The following is an 18,325-nucleotide window of genomic DNA, read 5'->3' as shown; positions in this document are numbered from 1 at the left end:
AAACCCGCCATGGACCTGGATCAAGAAAACTACCCTGGCGGGTTCTTCACCCTGATGCGTCGGCTGGAAAAGCGGGAGTGGCCGTTTGACAACCCGCTTGCAGCCTTGCCGCCCGCAGATTGCGACCTGACGGCACTCCTCGAACAGCGGATTTCTGAGGTTCCCGACACGTCGGACATGGCTGAGGACCGCTGCAACGCTCTGCGCAAGCAAGCTCTGCTGCGGGCGGAGTTTTCCGGACAGCCGGAGCTGTGGGCGCTGCACGCGCTATGCATAGCAATACTGCGCCGGCAGCCGCCGCACCCGCTGGCCCGGCAGCTGTTCCTGCGCATCTGGACAGAGCATGGCAAAGACCTGGCCGCCGGGCTGCCGGTGCGCTGGCTTATCGCCGCCGCAACCACCTTTGCCGATCACGGGGAAACCATCGACCAGCGCCTGGGCGGCCAGGGGCTGATGCTGCTGTTCGACCTGATCAAGCTGCACGACAGCGAACGCCGCGAAAGCCGCCGCAAGAACAGCGTCGGGTTTCCCAGGCAGCGCGGCGGTCCGAAACCGGACGATCTGGCCTTTGGCATGGTCCCCTACGCGCTGGAGCGGGGCGACCTGGATATGAACCTGCTCGCCCGGCTGTGGCGCCATGCCGAGAATGACGCGGTTCTGCGCCCCTTGGGTGTGCAGATGCTGCGGATGGTGATGAGCGACCCGCGCAGCATCTTTGGCCGTATCCAGCGCTACAAGAACAGGACAGGTCGCGATGACGGCTGAGCCTGTCAAATGGGGCATCGTCAGCACCATCAAGGCTGACACCAGGGCCATTCTGGATTTTGCCGCCTATCATCTCGACCTGGGCGCCCACCGGCTGCATATCTATCTGGATGAGCCGAACCCGGAAGCCTATGCGCACCTGAAACAGCATCCCAAGGTCAGGGTCACCACCTGTGACGCCAGCCATTGGAAGCGGCTCAAGAAGCACCGTCCGGTCAAGCACCAGGTCCGCCAGACACTGAATGCAACCCACGCTTATGAGCGAATCCAGACGGAATGGATCGCACATATTGACGTGGATGAATTCCTGTGGCCGTCCTGCGATCTGGGGCAGATGCTGGCTGCACTGCCGCAGGGCGTCCTAAGCGCCCGGGTGCGTCCGCTGGAGGCCTTGGCGGGACGCGAGGACGAATTCAAGGCGATGGTTCCGAAGGGACCGGAGCGGGAGGCGGAAGTCCGGGCGGTTTACCCAGCTTTTGGCGGTTTTCTGAAAGGCGGTTTCCTGAGCCATACCGCGGGCAAGGTCATAGCAAGAACAGGCCTGCCCAACGCCGAACTGCGGATTCATAACCTGTTTCAGGAGAGCGGGACCGTTGCTGAAAGCCACGAACTGGTCCGGGCCGACCTGTGCCATTGCCATGCGGCCAGCTGGGAGCATTGGCAATCCGTCTACCGCTACCGCCTTGAGCGTGGCTCCTACCGGCCAGAGCTTGGTCCGGGTTATGCCCGGATCATCGGCGGGCTCAACACGCATGAGCTGCTGTCGCTGATTGAGGAGGAACACGGTGAAAACGGCCTGCGCAGTTTCTTTGACGAAATCAGCGCCAAGGACCCGGCGGTCTACCGCAGGCTGCAGGAGCGCGGCCTTTTGAGGAATCGCCCCCTTGGCCTGGAGGAGAAACGGCAAAAACACTTCCCCGGTTTCGGCTGATTTGTTTCCATTTTGCCAATCCGGTGAGCGAAAACCCTGCGAAATCCAGCATTAATTGACCTGCGCATGGGATTTTGCTATGCCCCGCCTCGAGCCGGCAGCTGCCACACCGCATGACCTTTTGCGGAGCCGGCTGCAACACACACGCGCGGGCCAGGTCAGTGTCCGCAATGACGGATGCATATGACAAAATTCACCGATCTGAACCTTAATCCCAAGGTCCTCAAAGCTATTGAGGAAGCCGGGTACGAAACCCCCACACCGATTCAGGCAGGGGCCATCCCGCCGGCGCTGGAGGGGCGCGATGTTCTGGGAATCGCCCAGACCGGCACCGGCAAGACCGCGTCGTTCACGCTGCCGATGATCACGCTTCTGGCCCGCGGCCGCGCCCGAGCCCGGATGCCGCGCAGCCTGGTGCTGTGCCCCACCCGCGAACTGGCTGCCCAGGTGGCGGAAAACTTCGACACCTACGCCAAACACGTGAAGCTGACCAAGGCGCTGCTGATCGGCGGCGTTTCCTTCAAGGAGCAGGACGCGCTGATCGACAAGGGCGTAGATGTTCTGATCGCGACCCCGGGCCGCCTGCTGGACCATTTCGAACGCGGCAAGCTACTGCTCACTGGCGTGCAGATCATGGTGGTGGACGAAGCCGACCGGATGCTCGACATGGGCTTCATCCCGGATATCGAGCGCATCTTCTCGCTGACGCCTTTCACCCGCCAGACGCTGTTCTTCTCGGCCACCATGGCGCCGGAAATCGAGCGGATCACCAACACTTTCCTGTCGGGTCCGGCCCGCATCGAAGTGGCCCGCCAGGCCACCGCGTCGGAAACCATCGAACAGGCAGTGGTGCAGTTCAAGGCATCGCGCCGCGACCGCGAGGGCAGCGAGAAGCGGAAGGTTCTGCGCGCCCTGATCGACGCCGAAGGCGACAAGCTGACCAACGGAATCATCTTCTGCAACCGCAAGACGGATGTGGATATCTGCGCGAAATCGCTCAAGAAATACGGCTATGACGCCGCCGCGATCCATGGCGACCTGGACCAGAGCCAGCGCACCAAGACACTGGATGCCTTCCGTGAGGGCAGCCTGCGCATTCTGGTGGCCTCTGACGTGGCCGCACGCGGTCTGGATGTGCCGAGCGTCAGCCATGTGTTCAACTTCGACGTTCCAGGCCATGCCGAGGATTATGTCCACCGCATTGGACGCACCGGCCGTGCAGGCCGCGAGGGCAAGGCGATCACCATCTGCATCCCGCGGGACGACAAGGCGCTGGATGCGGTGGAAAAGCTGATCCAGAAGGAAATCCCGCGGCTGGAGAACCCGGTCAAGCCGGAGCCCAAGAAGGAAAAGCCGGCCCGTTCCGCCAAGCCGGACACGGACACCCGCGAGAGCCGTAGGGACGAAAACCGCAAGGACGAGAGCCGTGAGCGCCGCAAGGACGAGAAGCCTGCGCAGAAGGTGGAGCGCTCCTCGGGCCGCGGCAAGCACGGCAAGCGCGACGACAAGGCTGTGGTCGGTATGGGAGACCATCTGCCGAGCTTTATCGCGCTCAGCTTCGCCGAGCGCCGCGCCAGCTGATCCGTCAGAACCAGACAGTTTTCAGGCCGCCCCCCTGGGGCGGCCTTTTTCGTTGCGCAGCTGCTTTGCACTCGCAGCATAGTGACCTTTGCAGTTGCAGCATAACGGGTTTTCGATCTTGGCTGGCGTAATCCCCCGCAAAGCGGCGTATTGCTGGCGAAACACTGAAACGCGCCATTTGAGATGGGCCACGCCATGACCACCAACGACACCAAAACCCTGAGCATTTCCCAGTATCAGGCCATCGAGGCCCGCGCCCATGAGCTGCGCGCCCAGGCTTTCGCCAGCATGATGCGCAGCCTGTTCCGCGCCCTGTTCAGCGCCCCGCGCAAAGTGGTCTCCTGCCCCAGCTGCGCCCGCCCGCTGCACGGCTGACGCTCCTGCCGGACTCTGGCAGAAGCATGGAATCGCAAACGCCGCGCGCCCCTGGGGGGCCGCGGCGTTTCCATTTTAGCAACCTATGTCACTGCTCCCGTTTCAGGAACTCAACGGGATTGAACACGTCCGCAAAGGTCCCGGCATCCGCGTACCAGCCCTCGAAGAAATTCTCGGGCCTGGCCATTTCCAGCGTCCTGCTCGTCATGGCAATAATGGCCTCTGTGCCATCAAAGCCCCAGGTCATCAGAATTCCGGGATTCGGTAGGTGCAGCCCCCAAACGGCCGGACTCGTGATGCTTTGCGGCAGCCAGTAGCAGGGCTCCGCTTTTCTGAATACCGAAAGCGGCACCGTTTCGCTGTGGTGCCTGAACTCGTCCCAAGCCGTGACGTCCCGGCAGCCGAAACAGGAGAGGAACTCCTGCACAACGGGCTGCAATATGGCGGCCAGCCCGTCGTCCTCCGGCAAATACAGCCGGTTTGCCTGGCAGTAGACGGCCAGCCGCTTCTGCAGATCAATGCCGGCGCGGTCCTGATAGCCGATGCAAGCCAGCAGCCAGATCGCCAGGTAAACGTCACTCCTCGGCAGGTCCGGCGCGACAGCCTGATGAACCTCCGCCCAGGAGACCGCTTCTCCGCGTGACTTAATCATGTCACAGAAATTCTCCGGCCGGTCATCGCAAGGAAGGACATCTTCATAGATTTCGCTGCCGGCGGGAGAAACCGACACCCCCGCTTTCCGGATCCGGTAAAAGGGATGCAGCGCGACAAACACTTGGTCATAGATCCCTTCCCACCAGGTCAGCATGGGCACCTTGTAGCTGGGATGCTGGACTACTCTATTATCCGTCATGAAATCTGCGCCTTGATAACACTTCCCGAGGCAGTCCAATCGGCCCGCCGCCAGACGCAACAGCGCCGCGGGCCCGTCAGGGCACGCGGCGCCTGGCCCAACGGGGCCTGCTGCATCTTTGATGCGGCTTGGGCCGGGCGGGAGCACCACCCTGCCCTGCAAAGCCGGGTCCGGCGGGTCAGCGCATGCGGCTGACCACCACCGTCACCTCGGGCTTCTTGCCGATCTCGCTAAAGGCGCTCTGGCGGGCGATGCGGCGCAGTTCCTGCTCCAGCTTGTCGTCATCGCGCAGGGTCTTGGCGCCGGCCCGCATCAGGAACTGGTTCAGGTCTTCCTCCAGAACCTCCACCAGAGCGGCATTGGAGGTCCCGGTTTCTGGCAGGCCCTTGAGGTCGCACCAGGGTTCGCCCAGCGGCTCGTCTTCCTCGTCGAGGATCACCGTCACCAGCACATGGCCGTTCAGCGCCATGCGGATGCGGTCGCGCACGATGCCGTCCATTGCGCCGTATTTGACAGTGCCATCCAGATAGGTGCGGCCGGTTTCGATCCACTCGGTCACCTTGGGCGCATCGCCGGTCAGGTCCATCATCATGCCGTTCACCACCACGGCGCTGGCGATGCCCTTTTCCTCGCCCAGGCGGGCGTGCTGGCGCAGGTGGCGGTGCTCGCCGTGCATCGGGATCAGAATCTTCGGCTTCAAGAGCTTGTGCACTTCCTCCAGGTCCGGGCCGTTAGCGTGTCCGGAGACATGGTAGAGGCCGGAGCTGTCATCGACCACATCGACACCCATTTCGGAGAACTGATTGATGATGCGGATGACGCCTTTTTCATTGCCCGGAATTGTCTTGGAGGAGAACAGGAACAGATCGCCCTCCTTCAGCTCAAGCCCGCGGTACTTGCCGCGCGCCAGTTGCGCGGTGGCGGCGCGGCGCTCGCCCTGGCTTCCGGTGGTGATCAGCATCAGGTTGTCGCGCGGCACATTGGCAGCGTCCTCGGGGCTGATCACCTTGGGGAAATCCACTAGCACACCGGTTTCCACCGCTGCCTCAATCATGCGGCGCATGGCACGGCCCAGCAGCACCACGGAACGGCCCGCCTTCACTCCAGCCTCGGCCAGGGTTTTCACCCGCGCCACGTTGGAAGCGAATGTAGTGGCGGCGACCAGCCCCTTGGCTTCGGAAAACAGCTTGGTGATTTCTTCCGGCAGCTCGGATTCCGAGCGGCCCGGATGCTGCGAGAACACATTGGTGGAGTCGCAGACCAGCGCCTGGATGCCATCCTTGGCGATCTCCGCCCACATCTCCGGATCGAAGGGTTCGCCAACCAGCGGGTTTGCGTCCAGCTTGAAGTCGCCGGTGTGCACCACGCGGCCTGCCGGGCTATCGATCACCAGCGCGCCGCTTTCAGGGATCGAATGGCTCATCGGGGCAACGCCGATGGCAAAGGGGCCGAGCTTGGTGGTTTCCGGCCAGGCCTGCACGGTGTGCACATTAGCCGGGTCGTGGCCGGCCTCCTCCATCTTGCGGCGCGCCAGGTTGGCGGTGAAGGCGCGGGCGTAGACCGGCACGTTCAGGTGGGCATAAAGATGCGCGATGGCACCGATGTGGTCCTCGTGCCCGTGGGTGATGAAGATTCCTTCCAGCCGGTCGGCGCGTTCTTTCAGCCAAGTGATGTCCGGCATAATCAGGTCAACGCCTGGGGTGGTGTCCATGTCCGGGAAAGTCACACCCAGATCCACCAGGACCAGCCGCTCCTTGCCCTGCGGGCCATAGCCGTAAACATAGGCGTTCATGCCGATTTCACCCGCCCCGCCGAGGGGCAGGTAGATCAATCTATCACTGCTCATGCGTCAGTACCATTTTCCTTGTTGTATTTATGGATGATCTGCAGCCCGTGCATGGTGAGGTCGTCCTCAAATGCATCGAACAGATCAGCGGATTGCTGAAACAAAGGCGCCAGCCCGCCTGTTGAGATAACCTTCATCGGCACAGCGCGCTCTGCCTTGATACGGGTGCAAATCTCGCGGACGAGGCCGACATAGCCCCAAAACACGCCCGATTGCATGCAGGCCACGGTATTGGTGCCGATCACGTTCTGCGGCTTGGAGATGTCCACATGGGGCAGCGCGGCGGCGGCCTGGTGCAGCGCCTCCAGGCTCAGGTTCACGCCCGGTGCAATCACCCCGCCGACATATGCACCGTCCTCGGCTACCACGTCAAAGGTGGTGGCAGTGCCGAAATCCACGACGATCAGGTTGCCGCCATAGGTGTCAAACCCTGAAACCGTGTTGACCAGCCGGTCAGGCCCTACGGCAGTGCCCTCGTCCACCCGCACCGCGACGGGCAGCAGGCATTCGGGTTTGCCTACCACCAAGGGACGCGTGTTGAAGTAGCGGTCCGCCAGCACACGCAAGTTGAACACCACCCGCGGCACGGTGGAGGAGATAATCATGTCGGTGATATCCGCCTCGATCCCCTGCAGCCGCATCAGCGTGTTGAGCCAGACATAATACTGGTCTGCCGTGCGCTGCCAGTCGGTGGCGGTGCGCCACATGCCGATGAACTTCTCCCCGTCATAGATCGAGAAGACGGTATTGGTATTGCCGCAATCAACTGCCAGAAGCATTGCTGCCCCTTCCTAGAAATAGATGTCCGCCGCGGGAATGCTGACGCGGCCCTTGGCGGTGTTTAGGACAAGGTTGCCGCTGGCGTCCACCGTTTCAAAGGTGCCTTCGGTCTCCGACGACGCCGTGCGGGCGGTGATCACCTCGCCCAGCTTTGCCGCCCGCGCGAGCCATTCAGTGCGGATGGGCTCGAACCCGTAGGTCGAGAACTGCTGTTCATAACGGGCAAAGGCGCCGGCAACGGCATCCAGAAACTCCTCCGGCGTGACCTGCACGCCGGTCTCCGACAAAAGCGATACCGGCCAGACCGCGCCGGGTTCCAGCCATTCCTGCATCGGGGTTTCCACGAGATTGACACCGATCCCGACAAACAGGTGGCTGACGCCATTGCCGTTGCCTGCGCTCTCCAAAAGGATACCCGCCAGCTTACCGCCCTTCAGCAGGACATCATTAGGCCATTTCAGCGACAGGCCTTCGCTGCGGCCGGTCACCGCAACGCAGGCGTCATAAACCGCCAGCGCGGCGACGAAGCTGCGCAGCGCGGCCTGGTCCGGCGAGCCTTCCGGCCGCATCACCAGGGTGGCGGCAAAATTTCCCTTGGGATCCTTCCAGTCGCGGCCGCGGCGCCCCCTGCCCTGGGTCTGGCGCAATGCCAGGATCCATTCCGGTCCCGCCAGTTCCCCGGCAATGCGGGCGGCCTCGTTCAGGGTGCTGTCCACCTCGTCAAGCACCCGTTTCCCGTATCCTGCTGGCCAGCTCATCTGCATTCCTTACAAAGTGCGAAAAGGCCCGGTCGCGCGACCGGGCCTTTTCAGCCTGCCTGAAAAGCAGATCAATTTACAAGGGTTGCCGCTGCAGCAGCGGCGGCGCTGTCGATGCCGAACTGATAGACCACCCCCACCAGCATCATCGCGGCGGACGCCATCAGCGCCAGCCCCAGGACCGGAGCGCCCTTGGCGGACACATCGTCCTCGCCGGTGCCGAAATACATGTAGAAAACGATCCGCAGGTAATAGAACGCACCGATAACAGAGGCCACGGCAGAAGCAATGACCAGCCCCATCAGGCCTGCGTCCACACCTGCCTGCCACACGCCCAGCTTGGCGAAGAAGCCCAGCATCGGCGGCACGCCTGCCAGCGAGAACATCAGGATCAGCACCGCAAGCGCCTTGCCCGGCTCGCGCGCGGCGAACTGGTTCAGGGCCAGGATGTCAGTGACCGGCTTGCCGTCCTTTTCCAGCATCAGGATGAAGGAGAAGGTGCCGATGTTCATGGTGACGTAGATCGCCAGGTAGACCAGCATCGCGGTGATGCCCTGCTCGGTGCCGGAAGCCAGGCCGATCATCGCATAGCCCATGTGGGCGATGGAGGAGAACGCCATCAGCCGTTTGATGTCGCGCTGGCCGATCGCCGCGATGGCGCCCAGGAACATCGACAGAACCGACAGCACCACGATGATCTGCTGCCAGTCGGCGATAGCGCCGCCGAAGGCATCGAACAGCACCCGCGCGAACAAGCCCATGGCCGCGACCTTGGGGGCGGTGGCAAAGAAAGCGGTGACCGGGGTCGGCGAGCCCTCATAGACGTCCGGGGTCCACATGTGAAACGGAACCGCCGAGACCTTGAACGCCATGCCGGAAATCATGAAGACCAGGCCGAACAGCATGCCGATGGACATATGGCCCTGCTCCGCCACCTGGATGATGCCCGCGAACTGGGTGGTGCCGGCGAAACCGTAGACCAGCGAGGCGCCATAAAGCAGCAAGCCCGAAGACAGCGCGCCCAGCACGAAATACTTGAGGCCCGCTTCAGTCGACCTGACGCTGTCGCGGCGCATGGCGGCCACGACGTAAAGCGACAGCGACTGCAGCTCCAGCCCCATGTAGAGAGACATCAGATCGCCTGCGGAGACCATCATCATCATGCCGACCGCGGCCAGCGCCACCAGCACCGGGTATTCGAACCGCAGGATGCCGCGGCGCGCCATGTACTCCTGGCCGATCAGCAGCACGGCGGAGGCGCCCAGCAGCAACGCCACCTTGGCAAAGCGGGAGAAGCCGTCGTCGATGAACATGCCATTGAACGCTGTCTGGGTGCCGTCCGGGCTGGAGGCGATCCAAAAGGCGACCAGCGCCAGCAGGGCGGCGGTGGCCCAGACCATCGGAACCGCCAGCTTGTCCTTGCCGGTGTAGACGGCGCCGATCAGCGCCGCCATGGCGTACAGCGCCAGAACGATCTCCGGCAGGATTACAGTAAGATCAGCTTGGATCATCTGCCTGATGCTCCCTTAATGCGAAGCAATCTGGGTGGCTGCGGGCGCGGTGTCCGCAGCAGCCAGAGACTGGTTGAAGTTTGCAATCAGCGCCTCGGTCGAGGGGCCGATGATGTCGGTGACCAGCGCCGGGTAGACCCCCAAGATCAGGGTCATGGCGACCAGCGGCGCAAAGACGAAGCGCTCACGCGCGGACATGTCGCGGATGCCCATCAGGCTGCCCTTGATCAGGTCGCCGAACACCACGCGGCGGTAGAGCCACAGGGCATAACCCGCCGAGAAAATCACCCCGGTCGCCGCCACTGCGGTGACCCAGGTGTTCTTCTGGAAAGTGCCCATCAGGGTCAGGAACTCACCGATGAAACCCGACGTGCCCGGCAGGCCGACGTTGCCCATGGTGAAGAACATGAAGACCAGCGCATAGGCGGGCATCCGGATCACCAGGCCGCCATAGGCCTCGATGTCGCGAGTGTGCATGCGGTCATAGATCACACCGACGCAAAGGAAGAGCGCGGCGGAGATGAAACCGTGCGACAGCATCTGGAAGATGGCGCCGTCGATGCCTTGCTGGTTGGCTGCAAAGATGCCCATGGTGACAAAACCCATGTGCGCAACCGAGGAATAGGCGATAAGCTTTTTCATGTCCTCCTGCACCATCGCCACCAGCGAGGTGTAGACCACCGCAATCGCGGACATCCACAGGACCACATCGGTCATCACATCCGCACCCACCGGGAACATCGGCAAGCTGAAGCGCAGGAAGCCGTAGCCGCCCATTTTCAGCAGGATCGCCGCCAGCACCACGGAACCCGCGGTCGGCGCCTGCACGTGCGCGTCCGGAAGCCAGGTGTGCACCGGCCACATCGGCATCTTCACCGCGAAGGAGGCAAAGAACGCCAGGAACATCAGCGTCTGGGCGCCGCCCACGATATGCAAGCCCAGCACGTCAAAGGACGCCGCCGAGAAGCTGTGGGTCAGCAGGGTCTCGATGTCGGTTGTGCCGGCATCCACATACATGAAGACCATCGCCACCAGCATCAGCACCGAGCCGAAGAAGGTGTAGAGGAAGAACTTGAAGGAGGCGTAGATCCGCTCCTTGCCGCCCCAGATGCCGATGATCAGGAACATCGGAATGAGGCCTGCCTCGAAGAACAGGTAGAACAGCACCAGGTCCAGCGCCATGAAGACACCCAGCATCAGGGTCTCCAAGAGCAGGAACGCGATCATGTACTCCTTGACCCGGTCGGTGACCGGCCAGCTGGCCAGGATGGTCAGCGGCATGATGAAGGTGGTCAGCAGCACGAACAGAACCGAGATGCCGTCGACGCCCATCTTGTACTTCAGCCCAAAGATCCAGGCCCGGTCCTCGACGAACTGGAAGCCGGTGTTGGCCGGGTCGAACTGGGAGTAGATCCCCAGGCTCACCAGGAAGGTGATCGTGGTGGCAAAGAGCGCAACAAACTTCGCGTTGCGCTGCGCCGCCTTATCCTCGCCGCGCAGGAACAGGGCCAGGATGGCCGCCGCGAGCGCCGGGATGAAGGTGACAATAGAAAGGAGATTGTCCATCAGTGCGCTCCTCCGCCGATCGACATCCAGGTGACCAGGGCGGCAATGCCCAGCACCATCCAGAAGGCATAAGTGAAGATGTAACCGGACTGTGCGCGTCCAGCGAGACGGGTGAAGAAGGGCACAACGCCCATGGCCAGACCGTTGAGGAAACCGTCGATGGTGCTGCCATCGCCGCGCTTCCAGAAGAAGCGGCCAATGGCCACGGCCGGCTTGACGAAGATCACGTCATAGATCTCATCAAAGTACCACTTGTTCAGGAGGAACAGGTACAGCGGGCGCTGCTGCTTCGCCAAACGCGCGGGCAGCGACGGGTTCCAGATGTAGAACCACAGCGCCAGCACCAGGCCGCCCAGCATTGCCATGAAAGGGGACAGTTTCACCCATTTCGGCGCCGCATGGGCATCCTCCAGGATGTGGTTGTCCGGCGCGATGTACAGAGCGCCCTCGCCCGGCTTGCCGGCAAACACATAGTGGTGCTCGCCGCCATGTGCCGCGTCTTCGCCGTGGCCAGCCTCTTCGCCATGCGCCGCAGCGGACGCTTCCGCCACTGGGATGCCGTAGAACTTGCCGACCTGATCGACGTGGCCGAAGAAGCTGCTGTACCAGATCATGCCTGCGGTGACGGAACCCACCGCCAGCACGCCCAGCGGCACCAGCATGGTCCAGGGGCTTTCATGAGCATGGTCGTGGGTGTGCTTGTCGCCGCGCGCTTCGCCGTAGAAGGTCATGAAGATCAGGCGCCAGGAATAGAACGATGTCATGAAGGCCGCGATCACCAGCGCCCAGAAGCCGAACATCGAGCCGCCCGCATAGGCGCTTTCGATGATCGCGTCCTTGGAGACGAAGCCGGCAAAGCCAACCCAGCCGCTGAGCGGGATACCGACGCCGGTGATAGCCAGGGTGCCGATCATCATCGCCCAGAAGGTATAGGGGATCTTCTTGCGAAGCGCGCCGTAGTTCCGCATGTCCTGCTCGTGGTGCATGGCGTGGATCACCGAACCGGCACCCAGGAACAGCATCGCCTTGAAGAAAGCGTGGGTGAACAGGTGGAACATCGCCGCCGAGTACATGCCAACGCCAGCCGCCACGAACATGTAGCCCAGCTGCGAGCAGGTGGAATAGGCGATCACGCGCTTGATGTCGTTCTGCACCAGACCCACGGTCGCGGCAAAGAAGGCGGTTGCTGCGCCCAGCACGGTGATGAAGGCCGCGGCCTCAGGCGCGAACTCGATCAGCGGCGACATGCGGCAGACCAGGAACACGCCCGCGGTCACCATGGTTGCAGCGTGGATCAGCGCCGACACCGGGGTCGGGCCTTCCATCGCGTCCGGCAGCCAGGTGTGCAGCAAGAGCTGCGCCGATTTGCCCATCGCGCCGACAAACAGCAGGAAGGCCAGGAGGTTCGCCGCGTTCCATTCGGTCCACAGGAAGGAGACCTGGGTTTCCGCCAGCGTGGGGGCTGCAGCAAAGATGTCAGACAGGTTGATGCTGTCGGTCAGGAAGAAGAGACCGAAGATACCCAGCGCGAAGCCGAAGTCGCCGACGCGGTTGACGATGAACGCCTTCATCGCCGCCGCATTGGCGCTGGGCTTGCGGTAGTAAAAACCGATCAGCAGGTAAGAGGCCACGCCCACGCCTTCCCAGCCGAAGAACATCTGCACCAGGTTGTCGGAGGTCACCAGCATCAGCATCGCAAAGGTGAAGAACGACAGGTAGGCAAAGAAGCGCGGCTTGTAGCTCTCGCCTTCTTTCCACTGCGGGTCATGGTCCATGTAGCCGAAGGAATAGAGGTGCACGAGCGAGGACACCGTGGTGATCACGATCAGCATGATTGCGGTCAGCCGGTCCAAGCGGATCGCCCAGGAGGTCGACAGCGAGCCGCTTTCGATCCAGCGGAAGATCTCGATGTTCTGGGTCACCCCGTCAAACGACAGGAAGGTGATCCAGCTGAGCAGCGCCGACAGGAACAGCAGCGCCGTCGCGGTCACGGTGGCGGCTTTCTCACCGATCATCTTGTGGCCGAAGCCGCAGATCACCGCCCCCACCAGCGGGGCAAAGAGGAGGATGGTTTCCATGGTTCTTCAGCCCTTCATCACGTTGACGTCTTCGACGGCGATGGTGCCGCGGTTGCGGAAGAAGCAGACCAAGATCGCCAGGCCGATGGCGGCCTCAGCCGCGGCCACGGTCAGCACGAACAAGGTAAAGACCTGCCCCACCAGATCGCCCAGGAAGCTGGAGAATGCGACCAGGTTGATGTTCACCGCCAGGAGCATCAGTTCAATGCTCATCAAGAGGATGATCACGTTCTTGCGGTTCAGGAAGAGCCCGAAGATGCCGATGACGAACAGCGTCGCCGCGACGGTCAGATAATGTTCAAGTCCGATCATTGGATCACAGCCCCTGCCCCGGTTTCACGTCCTTGAGCTCCATCGCGGCGGCCGGGTCGCGCATCATCTGGGCAACCACGTCCTGGCGCTTGACGTCGGTGCGGTGGCGCAGGGTCAGCACGATCGCGCCGATCATGGCCACCAGCAGGATCAGGCCCGCCAGCTGGAACAGAAGGAAATATTGATCATAGATGATGAGGCCGAGCGCCTCGGTGTTGTGGCGGTCCGCAGGTACCGGATTGGCCAGCAGCTCAGGCGCTTTATGCGCGGTTTCCCAAACGCCGAAGGCCATCACGAACTGCATCAGGATCACTAGGCCAATGAGCAGCGCCAGCGGCATGTATTTTGCCATCTCCGCCTTCAGCTCGGCAAAATCCACATCCAGCATCATCACCACAAACAGGAACAGCACCGCGACCGCGCCCACGTAGACGATGACCAGCAGCATGGCGACGAACTCCGCCCCCAGCAGCACAAACAACCCGGCCGAGGAAAGAAAGGCCAGGATCAGCCACAGCACCGAATGCACCGGCTGGCGGCTGATCACGGTGAACAGCCCGCCGGTGATGGCGCTGATGGCGAAGAGGTAGAAGGCAAAAACGCTCATGTCTCATCGTCCCTTTTGTCGTCCATGACGCCTTGCGCGAGATCCAGCGCCCGGTTCATGGCCGGAATGCCGGCAAACACCGACATCTGTCCGATCGTTTCCACGATCTCTTGTTTCTTGGCGCCGGCCGCGAGGGCGTGGCGCACGGTCTGGCGCACGGCACTGTCGGCCTGCGCGCCCTGCATCGTCAGCCCGGCCAGTGTCAGCAGCAGCCGGGTCTTGGCATCCAACCCGTCCTTGTTGACGGTGTTGCCGAACATCATTTCCATGACCTCTTTGGGCATGGTGGGCCACAGCGCCTCGAACTCTTTGAAAGCCTCGGAAGGCGAGAAGTTCTCCAGCGCCGGGTTGAACGCCTTGGCCATCTGCTGGGCCTGCGCCATCATGGCCTCGAAAGGGTTCTTGGGATCGGTCATCGGTACGGCGCGTCGATTTCCAGGTTGCGGGCGATCTCGGCTTCCCAGCGGTCGCCGTTGGCCAGAAGCTTATCCTTGTCGTAAAACAGCTCCTCGCGGGTCTCGGTGGCGAATTCGAAGTTCGGCCCTTCGACGATCGCATCCACCGGGCAGGCTTCCTGACAGAAGCCGCAGTAGATGCATTTGGTCATGTCGATGTCATAGCGCGTGGTGCGGCGGCTGCCGTCCTCGCGCGGCTCGGCGTCGATGGTGATCGCCTGCGCCGGGCAGACCGCCTCGCACAGCTTGCAGGCGATGCAGCGCTCCTCGCCGTTCGGGTAGCGGCGCAGCGCGTGTTCGCCGCGGAAGCGGGGCGACAGCGGGCCCTTCTCGTGCGGGTAGTTCAGGGTGGCCTTGGGGGCGAAGAAATACTTCAGCCCCAGTTTGAAGCCGACCCAGAAATCCTGCAGCAGGAAGTATTTGGCCGCGCGGGTGTAGTCGATGTTCGCCATCAGTTAGCCTCCCACGGTCCAGCGGGCGAAGATGCCCCAGAACCAGTCAAATTTTGCAGCGAAGGACACGAAGACCACCCAGGCCAGCGAGAACGGCAGGAACACTTTCCAGCCCAGCCGCATCAGCTGGTCATAGCGGTAGCGCGGAGTGATCGCCTTCACCATTGCGAAGAGGAAGAAGAAGAACGCCATCTTGGCGACCATCCACAGAACGCCGTCCGGCAGACCCGGGATCGGCGACAGCCAGCCGCCGAAGAACAGCAGGGTCGTCAGCGCGCACATCAGGAAGATGGCGATATATTCACCGGCCATGAACAAGAGGAACGGGGTCGCCGAATATTCCACCTGATAGCCCGCCACCAGTTCCGACTCCGCTTCCGGCAGGTCGAACGGCGGGCGGTTGGTTTCCGCCAGCGCCGAGATGAAGAACAGGAAGACCATCGGGAAATGCGGGATCCAGTACCAGTTCAGCAGGCCCAGATCGCCGTCCTGCGCGCGGACGATGTCGCCAAAATTCATCGATCCGGTGGAAATGATGATACCGATGATGATCAGGCCCAGCGAAACCTCGTAGGAGATCATCTGCGCGGCGGAGCGCAGGGAGCCGAGGAACGGGTATTTCGAGTTCGAGGCCCAGCCGCCCATGATCACACCGTAGACCTCCAGGCTGGAGACCGCGAAGACATAGAGGATGGCGACATTGATGTCGCTGAGGACCCAGCCGTCGTTGAACGGGATCACCGCCCAGGCGATCATCGCCAGCACGAAGGAGGTCATCGGCGCCAGAATGAACACAGTGCGGTCGGCGCCCGCGGGGATCACCACCTCTTTCACCACATATTTCAGTGCGTCGGCGACCGATTGCAGCAGGCCGTAGACGCCCACCACGTTCGGGCCCCGGCGCATCTGGACCGCGGCCCAGATCTTGCGGTCCCCGTAGACGAGGAACAGGAGCGAGATCATCACAAAGGCAACAACTGCAAGCACTTGCGCCAGGATCAGAACAGCGATGCCGCCTGGAGTGTTAAAGAAATCAGCCATAGGTCCTCACACCGTGGGTATTCCGTTCGCCGCGCAATCCGCAACCACGACTTCGGCGTCGATGGTGCGCAGGCCGCGCGGCAGAGAGGGCGAAATCAGGTAGACCGCATCAGCGGTCCGGCTGCCCCCTGCCTGTTTCGTTGTCGTGCGCACATGGCGCGCAAACCCGTAGCCCCGGATCAGCGCGTATTGCGCGGCGGCGCATTCCGCATAATTGTCGAGGTCCCCGGGCACGGCAGCGCCGCGCATGGAGACGTGAAATTGCACCAGATCGCCCTCCAGCAGGCTGGTTTCCACCCCCTCGTAGATCGGGGCGGGCCGCTCGCCTCCGCTGCCGGGCGCCATGGCGCAGGCGGCCAGCAGGAGGGGCGTTATGAGGGCAAAGCGCGTCATTCGGCGGCAAGTTTCCCGGTTTCGCGGGTCTTTGCACCGGCCGACAGTTCCGCCATCAGCTGAGAAGCGCGCGCGATCGGGTTTGTCAGGTAGAAATCCTTGACCGCAGGCAGGAAGTCGGCGTTGCCGAGCTTGTCCTGTTTCAGCGGCCCGCCGTTCTTCTCGGCCACTTCGTCGATCTGCCCCAGATGCGGCACTTCGGCGACCAGGGCCTGGCGCAGCTGGGCCAGCGAGTCATAGCCGAGCGCGGCTCCCGCTTCGGCGCTGAGCGCACGCAGGATGGCCCAGTTTTCCTTGGCCTCGCCGGGCGCGAAGCTCGCGCGCATGGCCAGCTGAGGGCGGCCTTCAGTGTTGACGAACAAGCCGTTTTCTTCGGTGTAGGCGGCGCCCGGCAGGATCACATCGGCCCGGTGCGCACCGCGGTCGCCGTGGCTGCCCTGGTAGATCACAAAGGCGCCGGCGTCGATTTCCACCTCATCGGCGCCGAGGTTATAGATCACCTCCGCCCCGTCGATGGCCGCTTCCATGCCGCCCTCGGTCACGGCGCCGACATCCATCGCGCCGACACGGGAAGCCGCGGTATGCAGCACCAGCAGCTTGGAGCCGGACAGCTCCGCCATCTTCTGGGCCGCAGCCATAACCGCCAGGCCATCGGCCTCGCGCAGGGCGCCCTGCCCCACGATGATCACGGTTTTCTTGTTGTCGCGGGTCTCTTCCGAGACGCCATTGGCGATCATCTCGCTGAGAGCATCACGGCCGGTGCCGGCGTGGAAATACTCGTAGGTCAGATCGGCGGCAGGCCCGATCAGTGCCACCTCGGCGCCTTTGGCCCAGGCCTTGCGGATGCGGGCATTCAGCACCGGTGCCTCGTCGCGCGGGTTGGTGCCGATCAGCAGGATCATCTGCGCATCTTCGAGGTCTTCGATGGTTGCGGTACCGGCGTAACCTGCACGGTTGCCGATCGGCAGGCGGGCGTTGTCGGTGCGGCATTCCACCTTGCCGCCCAATCCCTCGACCAGCTGCTTCAGCGCAAATGCCGCCTCAACCGGCACCAGATCGCCGATCAGGCCCGCAACCTTCTTGCCTTTCATGGCCGCGGCCGCAGCAGACAGCGCCTCGGCCCAGGTGGCGGGTTTCAGCTTGCCATCGACGCGCACATAGGGGCGGTCAAGACGCTGGCGGCGCAGACCATCCCAGACAAAGCGGGTCTTGTCGCTGATCCATTCCTCGTTCACGCCGTCATGGTTGCGCGGCAGGATCCGCATCACTTCGCGGCCCTTGGTGTCAACGCGGATGTTCGACCCCAGCGCGTCCATCACGTCGATGGTTTCGGTCTTGGTCAGCTCCCACGGGCGGGCGGTGAAGGCATAGGGTTTCGACGTCAGCGCCCCGACCGGGCACAGGTCGATGATGTTGCCCTGCAGGTTCGATTGCAGAGTCTGGTTCAGGTAGGAGGTAATCTCCGCATCCTCGCCGCGCCCGGTCTGGCCCATCTGGGTGATGCCCGCGACCTCAGTCGTGAAGCGCACGCAGCGAGTGCAGCTGATGCAGCGGGTCATGGTGGTGTCCACAAGCGGACCGAGGTCCAGATCATCCACCGCGCGCTTGGCCTCCTTGAAACGGCTGCCCGACAGGCCATAGGCCATCGCCTGGTCCTGCAGGTCGCATTCGCCGCCCTGATCGCAGATCGGGCAGTCCAGCGGATGGTTGATCAGCATGAATTCCATCACGCCTTCGCGGGCCTTCTTGACCATGGGCGAGTTGGTTTTCACCTGCGGCGCCTGGCCTTCGGGGCCGGGGCGCAGGTCGCGCACCTGCATCGCGCAGGAAGCCGCGGGCTTGGGCGGGCCGCCGACAACCTCAACCAGGCACATGCGGCAGTTGCCGGCAATCGACAGCCGCTCGTGATAACAGAAGCGCGGGATCTCGACGCCGGCCTCCTCACAGGCCTGGATCAGGGTCATCGCCCCGTCCACCTCTATCTCGGTTCCGTCAATGTTGATCTTGCGGAGGTCAGACAT

18 protein-coding genes are annotated in these 18,325 nt (G+C 62.8%); 4 read left to right on the top strand and 14 right to left on the bottom strand.

Features of this window, described 5'->3' with window-relative positions; genetic code table 11:
• Positions 1-9 precede the first annotated feature (9 nt).
• The 4 genes from KUV26_RS00280 to KUV26_RS00265 all read left to right on the top strand — a co-directional run bounded on the left by KUV26_RS00280 (position 10) and on the right by KUV26_RS00265 (position 3,652).
• On the top strand, positions 10-765 hold the full coding sequence (locus tag KUV26_RS00280) for a hypothetical protein (RefSeq protein WP_222506955.1): 756 nt from the start codon (positions 10-12) through the stop codon (positions 763-765).
• Positions 755-1,696, top strand: coding sequence for a glycosyltransferase family 2 protein (locus tag KUV26_RS00275; RefSeq protein WP_222506954.1), 942 nt, complete (start codon positions 755-757; stop codon positions 1,694-1,696). Before KUV26_RS00280 ends, KUV26_RS00275 begins: the two co-directional genes overlap by 11 nt.
• Positions 1,697-1,879: 183 nt before the next feature.
• A complete protein-coding gene (locus KUV26_RS00270; protein ID WP_222506953.1) occupies positions 1,880-3,277 on the top strand; it encodes a DEAD/DEAH box helicase in 1,398 nt (465 codons plus the stop codon).
• A 195-nt stretch (positions 3,278-3,472) separates the two neighbouring features.
• The gene (locus tag KUV26_RS00265) at positions 3,473-3,652 is read left to right on the top strand and encodes an RSP_7527 family protein (RefSeq protein ID WP_222502144.1); all 180 of its coding nucleotides are present in this window, start codon (positions 3,473-3,475) and stop codon (positions 3,650-3,652) included.
• An 88-nt stretch (positions 3,653-3,740) separates the two neighbouring features.
• Here KUV26_RS00265 and KUV26_RS00260 read toward each other — a convergent pair whose 3' ends face one another.
• The 14 genes from KUV26_RS00260 to nuoG all read right to left on the bottom strand — a co-directional run bounded on the left by KUV26_RS00260 (position 3,741) and on the right by nuoG (position 18,325).
• Entirely contained in the window at positions 3,741-4,565 is an 825-nt protein-coding gene (locus KUV26_RS00260; RefSeq protein ID WP_222506952.1) for a hypothetical protein, read from the bottom strand.
• 118 nt (positions 4,566-4,683) lie between these two features.
• Positions 4,684-6,351, bottom strand: a complete 1,668-nt coding sequence (locus tag KUV26_RS00255; RefSeq protein ID WP_222506951.1) for a ribonuclease J — start codon at positions 6,349-6,351, stop codon at positions 4,684-4,686.
• Positions 6,348-7,130, bottom strand: coding sequence for a type III pantothenate kinase (locus KUV26_RS00250; RefSeq protein ID WP_222506950.1), 783 nt, complete (start codon positions 7,128-7,130; stop codon positions 6,348-6,350). The genes KUV26_RS00255 and KUV26_RS00250 overlap by 4 nt, the downstream gene beginning before the upstream one ends.
• A 12-nt stretch (positions 7,131-7,142) precedes the next feature.
• Complete coding sequence (locus KUV26_RS00245; RefSeq protein ID WP_222506949.1) at positions 7,143-7,889, bottom strand: biotin--[acetyl-CoA-carboxylase] ligase; 747 nt, start codon at positions 7,887-7,889, stop codon at positions 7,143-7,145.
• Positions 7,890-7,960: 71 nt separating this feature from the next.
• The gene (nuoN, locus tag KUV26_RS00240; RefSeq protein ID WP_222506948.1) at positions 7,961-9,400 is read right to left on the bottom strand and encodes an NADH-quinone oxidoreductase subunit NuoN; all 1,440 of its coding nucleotides are present in this window, start codon (positions 9,398-9,400) and stop codon (positions 7,961-7,963) included.
• A gap of 15 nt (positions 9,401-9,415) precedes the next feature.
• Positions 9,416-10,966: an NADH-quinone oxidoreductase subunit M gene (locus KUV26_RS00235; RefSeq protein ID WP_222506947.1), complete on the bottom strand. Its 1,551-nt coding sequence runs from the start codon at positions 10,964-10,966 to the stop codon at positions 9,416-9,418.
• Complete coding sequence (gene nuoL / locus KUV26_RS00230) at positions 10,966-13,044, bottom strand: NADH-quinone oxidoreductase subunit L (RefSeq protein ID WP_222506946.1); 2,079 nt, start codon at positions 13,042-13,044, stop codon at positions 10,966-10,968. Before nuoL ends, KUV26_RS00235 begins: the two co-directional genes overlap by 1 nt.
• A gap of 6 nt (positions 13,045-13,050) precedes the next feature.
• Positions 13,051-13,356 carry an NADH-quinone oxidoreductase subunit NuoK gene (gene nuoK, locus KUV26_RS00225; RefSeq protein ID WP_008553673.1) on the bottom strand — a complete coding sequence of 102 codons (306 nt, stop codon included), beginning with the start codon at positions 13,354-13,356 and terminating at the stop codon, positions 13,051-13,053.
• A gap of 4 nt (positions 13,357-13,360) precedes the next feature.
• Positions 13,361-13,963, bottom strand: a complete 603-nt coding sequence (locus KUV26_RS00220) for an NADH-quinone oxidoreductase subunit J (RefSeq protein WP_027237103.1) — start codon at positions 13,961-13,963, stop codon at positions 13,361-13,363.
• Positions 13,960-14,379 (bottom strand): carboxymuconolactone decarboxylase family protein, encoded by a 420-nt coding sequence (locus KUV26_RS00215; protein WP_039190331.1) that lies wholly within the window; start codon positions 14,377-14,379, stop codon positions 13,960-13,962. Before KUV26_RS00215 ends, KUV26_RS00220 begins: the two co-directional genes overlap by 4 nt.
• Positions 14,376-14,870 (bottom strand): NADH-quinone oxidoreductase subunit NuoI, encoded by a 495-nt coding sequence (nuoI, locus tag KUV26_RS00210; protein WP_222506945.1) that lies wholly within the window; start codon positions 14,868-14,870, stop codon positions 14,376-14,378. The genes KUV26_RS00215 and nuoI overlap by 4 nt, the downstream gene beginning before the upstream one ends.
• A gap of 3 nt (positions 14,871-14,873) precedes the next feature.
• A complete protein-coding gene (gene nuoH / locus KUV26_RS00205) occupies positions 14,874-15,911 on the bottom strand; it encodes an NADH-quinone oxidoreductase subunit NuoH (protein ID WP_222506944.1) in 1,038 nt (345 codons plus the stop codon).
• A 6-nt stretch (positions 15,912-15,917) separates the two neighbouring features.
• The gene (locus KUV26_RS00200; protein WP_222502133.1) at positions 15,918-16,304 is read right to left on the bottom strand and encodes a hypothetical protein; all 387 of its coding nucleotides are present in this window, start codon (positions 16,302-16,304) and stop codon (positions 15,918-15,920) included.
• Complete coding sequence (gene nuoG, locus KUV26_RS00195; RefSeq protein WP_222506943.1) at positions 16,301-18,325, bottom strand: NADH-quinone oxidoreductase subunit NuoG; 2,025 nt, start codon at positions 18,323-18,325, stop codon at positions 16,301-16,303. Before nuoG ends, KUV26_RS00200 begins: the two co-directional genes overlap by 4 nt.

This window comes from Leisingera daeponensis, assembly GCF_019801465.1.
Taxonomy (GTDB): domain Bacteria; phylum Pseudomonadota; class Alphaproteobacteria; order Rhodobacterales; family Rhodobacteraceae; genus Leisingera; species Leisingera daeponensis_A.
The sequence above is the reverse complement of the archived record's forward strand: the minus strand, read 5'-3'. Positions and strand labels throughout refer to the sequence as shown.